General features: G+C 70.6%; 5 protein-coding genes and 1 pseudogene. 2 read left to right on the top strand and 4 right to left on the bottom strand.

What is annotated here, in order from left to right; all coding sequences use genetic code 11:
* Positions 1-55: 55 nt before the first annotated feature.
* A complete protein-coding gene (locus tag ABZ484_RS38165) occupies positions 56-463 on the bottom strand; it encodes a hypothetical protein (RefSeq protein WP_358870548.1) in 408 nt (135 codons plus the stop codon).
* Positions 464-1,048: 585 nt separating this feature from the next.
* On the opposite strand from ABZ484_RS38165, the gene ABZ484_RS38160 reads away from it, so the two are divergent.
* Positions 1,049-2,551, top strand: coding sequence for an acyl-CoA carboxylase subunit beta (locus ABZ484_RS38160; RefSeq protein ID WP_358870547.1), 1,503 nt, complete (start codon positions 1,049-1,051; stop codon positions 2,549-2,551).
* Positions 2,552-2,582: 31 nt separating this feature from the next.
* Here ABZ484_RS38160 and ABZ484_RS38155 read toward each other — a convergent pair whose 3' ends face one another.
* The 3 genes from ABZ484_RS38155 to ABZ484_RS38145 form a co-directional block, all read right to left on the bottom strand.
* A complete protein-coding gene (locus tag ABZ484_RS38155; RefSeq protein ID WP_358870546.1) occupies positions 2,583-3,809 on the bottom strand; it encodes a cytochrome P450 in 1,227 nt (408 codons plus the stop codon).
* A 139-nt stretch (positions 3,810-3,948) separates the two neighbouring features.
* Positions 3,949-4,794 carry a DUF4097 family beta strand repeat-containing protein gene (locus ABZ484_RS38150; protein ID WP_358870545.1) on the bottom strand — a complete coding sequence of 282 codons (846 nt, stop codon included), beginning with the start codon at positions 4,792-4,794 and terminating at the stop codon, positions 3,949-3,951.
* A 91-nt stretch (positions 4,795-4,885) separates the two neighbouring features.
* A complete protein-coding gene (locus ABZ484_RS38145) occupies positions 4,886-5,407 on the bottom strand; it encodes a hypothetical protein (protein WP_358870544.1) in 522 nt (173 codons plus the stop codon).
* 187 nt (positions 5,408-5,594) lie between these two features.
* Between ABZ484_RS38145 and ABZ484_RS38140 the strand changes: the two are divergent.
* Positions 5,595-5,773, top strand: a pseudogene (locus ABZ484_RS38140) (citramalate synthase); the annotation flags it as partial.

The raw sequence follows: 5,773 nt of genomic DNA, 5'->3' as shown, positions 1-5,773 counted from the left end.
GGGCTTGCCCTGTCCCGCCGGCGGGACAGGGCAAGCCCGACGGCGGTCTCGTCCGTCAGGCGGCGTCGAGGGCTTCGGTGATCTTGCGGGCCATCGCGGCCAGGGTGGGGGCGGGCTCGCTCTTGCCGGCTCGGGTGGACGCCTCGACGGCGACGAGGACGGTGCTGCGGAAGTTGTCGGCCTCTTGCGGTGCCTGCTTCCTGAGCAGCCCCATGGCCGCCGTCAGGGCGGGCAGGACGCGGTCGGCGATCTCGGCCGCGGACTTGCCGCTCATGTCCCCGACCGAGGACTTCTCGGCGAGCACGTGCCCGACCAGACCGGTGCCGGTGGTCAGGGCGATGCTGCCCTGGGTGGCCACCTTGTGGGGCGAGGCGGCGCCGGCCGCGGCGGCCATCAGCGATACGGCGCCGTACGCGGCGGTCCGCAGGGTGAGCTTGTCCTGGTCGCTGAGGGTGACGGACATGGGGGGCTCCTTCACGTCGTACGCCGTACCCGGCGTCGCTCCGTTTCCGTGGCACCATCATGGCACAGAGAAACGCCATTGCGAACCGCAATGGCGTCATGATTGCGTATTGATGGCGTCATGGATCGACCCAGATCCGTGAATCTGCAGCTCAGAAGCGGTGGTCCAATGGCACCAAGGTGGCCGGATCTCTTCGGTGGCCCGCCGGTGCCCTCGGGGGATGGTGGGGCGCCGGCGGGCGGTTCGGTGCTCCGCGAGGGCTCATGACCATGTACAGCGGAGCTCACGGCCGAGCATCCCGCCTCGCGCTCGAAGGACCCTCGCGGGGCGGTGGAGCGCCGCCCGCGCGGCCGGAGCCGTCGTCGTCCGGCGCTCCAACCGACTTCGAGCGGCATGGCGGAAGCTGACCACCGGTTCGTCACGACGGACGGTTCGCCACGACGGACGGTTCAGCACGACGGACGGTTCAGCACAACGGATGGCTCATCACGACGGCCGGAAGGGGAAACCCATGACCGCCCTGGACGACACGCCGGTCCGGCACAGCGCGGCACGGTCGCCGAACTGGAGGCCGTCCGTGAGGCCATGCGCCGAGGGCCCAGCGACAAGGCCACCGAGGCGCAGCACGCCAAGGGCAAGCTCACGGCCCGGGAGAGGCTCGGGCTCCTCTTCGACGAGGGCCGGTTCACCGAGGTCGAGGGCCTGCGCAGGCACCGGGCGAGCGGCTTCGGACTGGAGGACAACCGCCCCTACACCGACGGCGTGGTCACCGGCTGGGGCCGGGTCTTCGGACGGGTCGTCTTCGCCTACGCCCATGACTTCAGGATCTTCGGAGGCTCCCTCGGCGAGGCACACGCCGAGAAGATCCACAAGATCATGGACATGGCCGCCACGGCCGGCGCCCCGATCGTGGGCCTGTGCGACGGCGCCGGGGCACGCATCCAGGAAGGCGTGACCGCACTCGCCGGATACGGCGGGATCTTCCAGCGCAATGTGCGCAACTCCGGGGTGATCCCGCAGATCAGCGTCATGATGGGCCCCTGTGCGGGCGGCGCGGCCTACTCCCCGGCGCTCACCGACTTCGTGTTCATGGTGCGCGGCACCTCGCAGATGTTCGTCACGGGGCCGGACGTGGTGCGGGCCGTCACCGGAGAGCGGATCAGCCACGACGAGCTGGGCGGCGCCGACGCCCACGCCGTACTCTCCGGAGTCGCCTCGTTCGCCTGTGACGACGAGAAGAGCTGTCTCGCGGACGTCCGCTACCTGCTGTCCTTCCTGCCCGCCAACAACCGGGAGCTGCCGCCGTCGGAGCCCAGCACCGACCGGCCCGACCGGCTCACCCCGGCCCTTCACGACCTGGTGCCGTCCGACGAGAAGCGCGCCTACGACGTGCGCGAGGTCATCGAGGAGGTCGTCGACGCCGGAGACTTCTTCGAGGTGCACGAGGCATGGGCGCCCAACGTGGTGTGCGCCCTGGCCCGTCTGGACGGCCATGTCGTCGGCATCGTCGCCAACCAGCCCGCCTCGCTCGCCGGGGTCCTCGACATGAGGGGCAGCGAGAAGGCAGCCCGTTTCGTGCAGATGTGCGACTCCTTCAACATTCCGCTCGTGACGCTGGTGGACGTGCCGGGATTCCTGCCCGGCGTCGACCAGGAGCACGGCGGCATCATCCGGCACGGCGCGAAACTCCTGTACGCCTACTGCAACGCGACGGTTCCCCGCGTCCAGCTGATCCTGCGCAAGGCCTACGGCGGCGCGTACATCGTCATGGACTCGCGGTCCATCGGCTCGGACGTGTCGCTGGCCTGGCCCGGCAACGAGATCGCGGTGATGGGGGCGGAGGGCGCCGCGGGCGTCGTCTTCCGGCGCGAGATCGCGGCGGCCGCCGACCCCGAGTTCTCCCGCAGACAGCACATCAAGGAGTACCGGGACCGGCTCATGCATCCGTACCACGCCGCCGAACGCGGCCTGGTGGACGATGTCATCGACCCCGCGGAGACCCGCGTCCGGCTGATCGACGCGCTCGCCGTGCTGCGCACCAAGTACGTGGCGGTGCCCTCCCGCAAGCACGGGAACCAGCCCCAGTGACCGCGGGGGAGCCCTCCGCCGGCCGGCGGTCCTAGCGGGCCGTCTCCGTCCAGGTGACCGGCAGTTCGTGGACGCCGTAGATGTTCATGTCCGTCCTGAGCCTCACCTCGCCGGCCGGGACGGCCAGGGCGAGGGTCGGGAAGCGGCGCAGCAGTCCGCCGAAGCCTGCGCGCATCTCGATGCGGGCCAGTTGCTGGCCGAGGCACTGGTGGACGCCGTGACCGAAGGACAGATGACCGCGGGCCGTGCGGCGGATGTCCAGGGCGTCGGGGTTGTCGAAGCGCCGGGGGTCGCGGTTGGCGGCCAGCAGTGAGACGACGACGGTCGATCCCCTGCCGATGGTCTCGCCGCCGAGTTCGATGTCCTCCGTGGCGTAGCGGAAGAAGATGTCGGCGACGGACAGGTAGCGCAGGAGTTCCTCGACGGCACCGGGCATCAGCCCGGGGTCGGCGCGCAGTTCGGCCATCTGCCGGGGGTGCTCCAGGAGCGCGAACGTGCCCAGCCCCAGCATGTTGACGGTGGTCTCGTGGCCCGCGAGCAGCAGCAGGAAGGCGATGCCGGTCAGTTCCTCGACGGTGAGGTCGTCACGGCGGGCCAGGTCGGACAGGATGTCTTCGTCCGGGGCGGCGCGTTTGCGCGTGACCAGTTCGCCGAGGTACGTGGTCAGTCCGGTGTACGCGGCCATCTTCTCGTCGAGCGCGACGTCCTTCTCCATGAACGTGGCCGAGTCGGCCTGGAAGCTCTCCCGGTCCGCGTAGGGGACTCCGAGCAGTTCGCAGATCACCAGCAGGGGCACCGGCAGCGCGAACTCCTTGACCAGGTCGACCGGCGGGGTCAGGCGCGCCATCTCGTCCAGCTGCCGCTCGGCGATGCCGACGATGTGCTCTTCGAGTTCCTTCATGCGCTTGACGGTGAAGGCGCCGGTGAGCATGCGCCGCAGCCGGGTGTGGTCCGGCGGGTCCATGCTGATGAACAGGCCCGGCACCTGCGGGGAGGGCTCGGTGACGGCAGGCATGCCGGGGACCTCGTACGGGATGTGGAGAGGGCCGATGTCCTGGCGGGAGCTGAACCGGGTGTCGGCCATGAGCCGGCGGACCTCGTCGTAGCCGGTGACGAGCCAGCCCTCGTGACCGTCGGGGAAGGCCATGGGACTGACCGGGCGGGCCGCACGCAGCCGGGTGATCTCACGGGGCGGGTCGAAGGGGCCTGCGTCGCGCTCCGTCGGGAGGCCCTGCGGGACGGGAACGGTGTGACTCATCGGATGTCCTTTCGTAAGGGCTGGTGCGGCCGGACGACGGCGGGCGATGGCGGACCGGCCGGTCTTGGCGTGGGAAGGGAAGAAGAGGCCATGGGGTCCTCCCGGTCGGGGCGTGAAGCGGCCAGGGACGGTGGTGTGTTCACGGTGCGGCGTGGTGGATGTCGATGTTGCCGTGGCGGGTGCGGGCGCGGACGGTGACGGTTTCCTCGGTGGTGTGGGGGGTGGGGGAGGTGGGGAGGGTGTTGCGTACCTGTCCGGAGGTGGAGCCGGCGTCGAGCCAGGCGGCGGTGCCCTCGCGGATGCCGATGTCGATGGCGCCGTAGGAGGTCTCCAGCTGGACGGTGCCGCGGGTCACCTCGCCGACGCGGACGGTGCCGTGGGCGGTGGTGGCGGTGACCGAGTCCCCGGCGCGGTGGATGTCGATGTCGCCATGGGCGCCGCTGACACGCAGTTCTCCGGTCGCGGTGCCGACGGTGGTGGTGCCGTGCGAGTTCTTCAGCACGGCCGGGCCGTCCAGCAGGCCCACGCGCAGGCTGCCGGTGCTGGTGCTGATCTCGGCGGCGCCCTCGACGTGGTCGACGGTGACCGAGCCGTGCGAGGCGGTCAGGCGCAGCGGCCCGGTCGCCTCCAGGCGGACGTCGCCGGAGGAGGTCTTCACCCGGACCTCGCCCAGCCGGCCCTCACCCAGCACCTGCGCCCACGCACCCGTCATGTCGAGGTGGGAGCCGGCCGGCAGTTCGACCGTGACGTCGACGGTGCCTGTACGGCCGAACAGATACCGCTGCCGGGGTGTGATGACACTGAGCACCCCGCCCGCACAGGTGACCTCGGTCTGCTCGGCCGTCCGCACGTCCTGGTCCTTCTTCGGGTCCCGGGGCCGCACCTCCACGACCGTGTCCGCACGCTCACCCGCCACCAACCGGATCGAACCGGCCTCCACCCGCGCCGTCACCGAAACCGGCCCGGGAGTGTCGAAAGAAGGCATGACTGCACCGTCCTCTTGAGTCCTTGAACCGTCCCGCAGGTGGTGGGACGTGATGGGGGTGAAGCAGCGCGGGCGCGGGCACGGCGCCCGGCTAACGCACCCAGCCCGTGAAGCTCTGCCCGATGCTCTGCGCCTTCTCCGCCGTACGCGGCCGCAGGCCACCGCCCTCCACCGCCGCCGAGACCGCCCGCACCAGCCATGCGTTCACCGACAGGCCCTCACGGCCCGCGGCCTCCTCCGCACGCGCCTTGAGATGGGCCGGCAGCCGCAGATTGACCCGGGCGGTGCCGCCCTCCTCGCCCTCGGCACGCGTCTGCGTCACGAGCGGTTCGACGGGCACGGCCGGCTCCACAGGGCCACCGCCCTCGGCGGGCGGTGGTGTCACCACGAAGTCGGGGTCCAGCCCCCGCAGCCGTACGTCGACCGACCCGGGAGCCAGCTCGCGGGTGATCTCGTCCATCGCGGCGGACAGCACGTGCAGCATCGTCAGCCGGGCCGCCGACTCCAAAGGGGCCGTGAGCCGCTCCGCCAGCTCACGGGCGTCCTCCCCACCGGCCTCTGCGGCCACCGCGAGCTCACGGCGAAGGGTGTCGACATACGGAGTGAGATCCATGACGTCATCATGGCAGCACTATGGCACCACCCGCAAGTCGGTATGGCACCTTGCGGTGAGCAGGCGCGCGAGGTCCCTCCGCTCTCCTCAGCCCGTCCTCCACCGGGAAGCGAGGACGGGGGGCCATAGATAGACGGTGGAGCTGGTCGTATCGAAAGACCGAGATCCACCACAGGAGCCAGTCAGCATGAGCAGCAGCCCGAGCGAAAGCACCGGGGAAGCCGCGGCCACCGGCGGACTCGACGATTCCTTCCACGTCTTCGACACGACGCTGCGCGACGGCGCGCAGCGCGAGGGCATCAACCTGACCGTCGCGGACAAGCTGGCCATCGCCCGGCACCTGGACGACTTCGGCGTGGGCTTCAT

The sequence above is a fragment of the Streptomyces sp. NPDC006393 genome (assembly GCF_040628575.1).
GTDB lineage: Bacteria > Actinomycetota > Actinomycetes > Streptomycetales > Streptomycetaceae > Streptomyces.
This window is presented reverse-complemented; position numbering and strand designations above follow the sequence as displayed.

Bases quoted from the DNA above. Each gene is read 5' to 3' on its own strand.
- ABZ484_RS38165 (WP_358870548.1), bottom strand. From the start codon at position 463: ATGTCCGTCACCCTCAGCGACCAGGACAAGCTCACCCTGCGGACCGCC.
- ABZ484_RS38160 (WP_358870547.1), top strand. From the start codon at position 1,049: ATGCGCCGAGGGCCCAGCGACAAGGCCACCGAGGCGCAGCACGCCAAG.
- ABZ484_RS38155 (WP_358870546.1), bottom strand. From the start codon at position 3,809: ATGAGTCACACCGTTCCCGTCCCGCAGGGCCTCCCGACGGAGCGCGAC.
- ABZ484_RS38150 (WP_358870545.1), bottom strand. From the start codon at position 4,794: ATGCCTTCTTTCGACACTCCCGGGCCGGTTTCGGTGACGGCGCGGGTG.
- ABZ484_RS38145 (WP_358870544.1), bottom strand. From the start codon at position 5,407: ATGGATCTCACTCCGTATGTCGACACCCTTCGCCGTGAGCTCGCGGTG.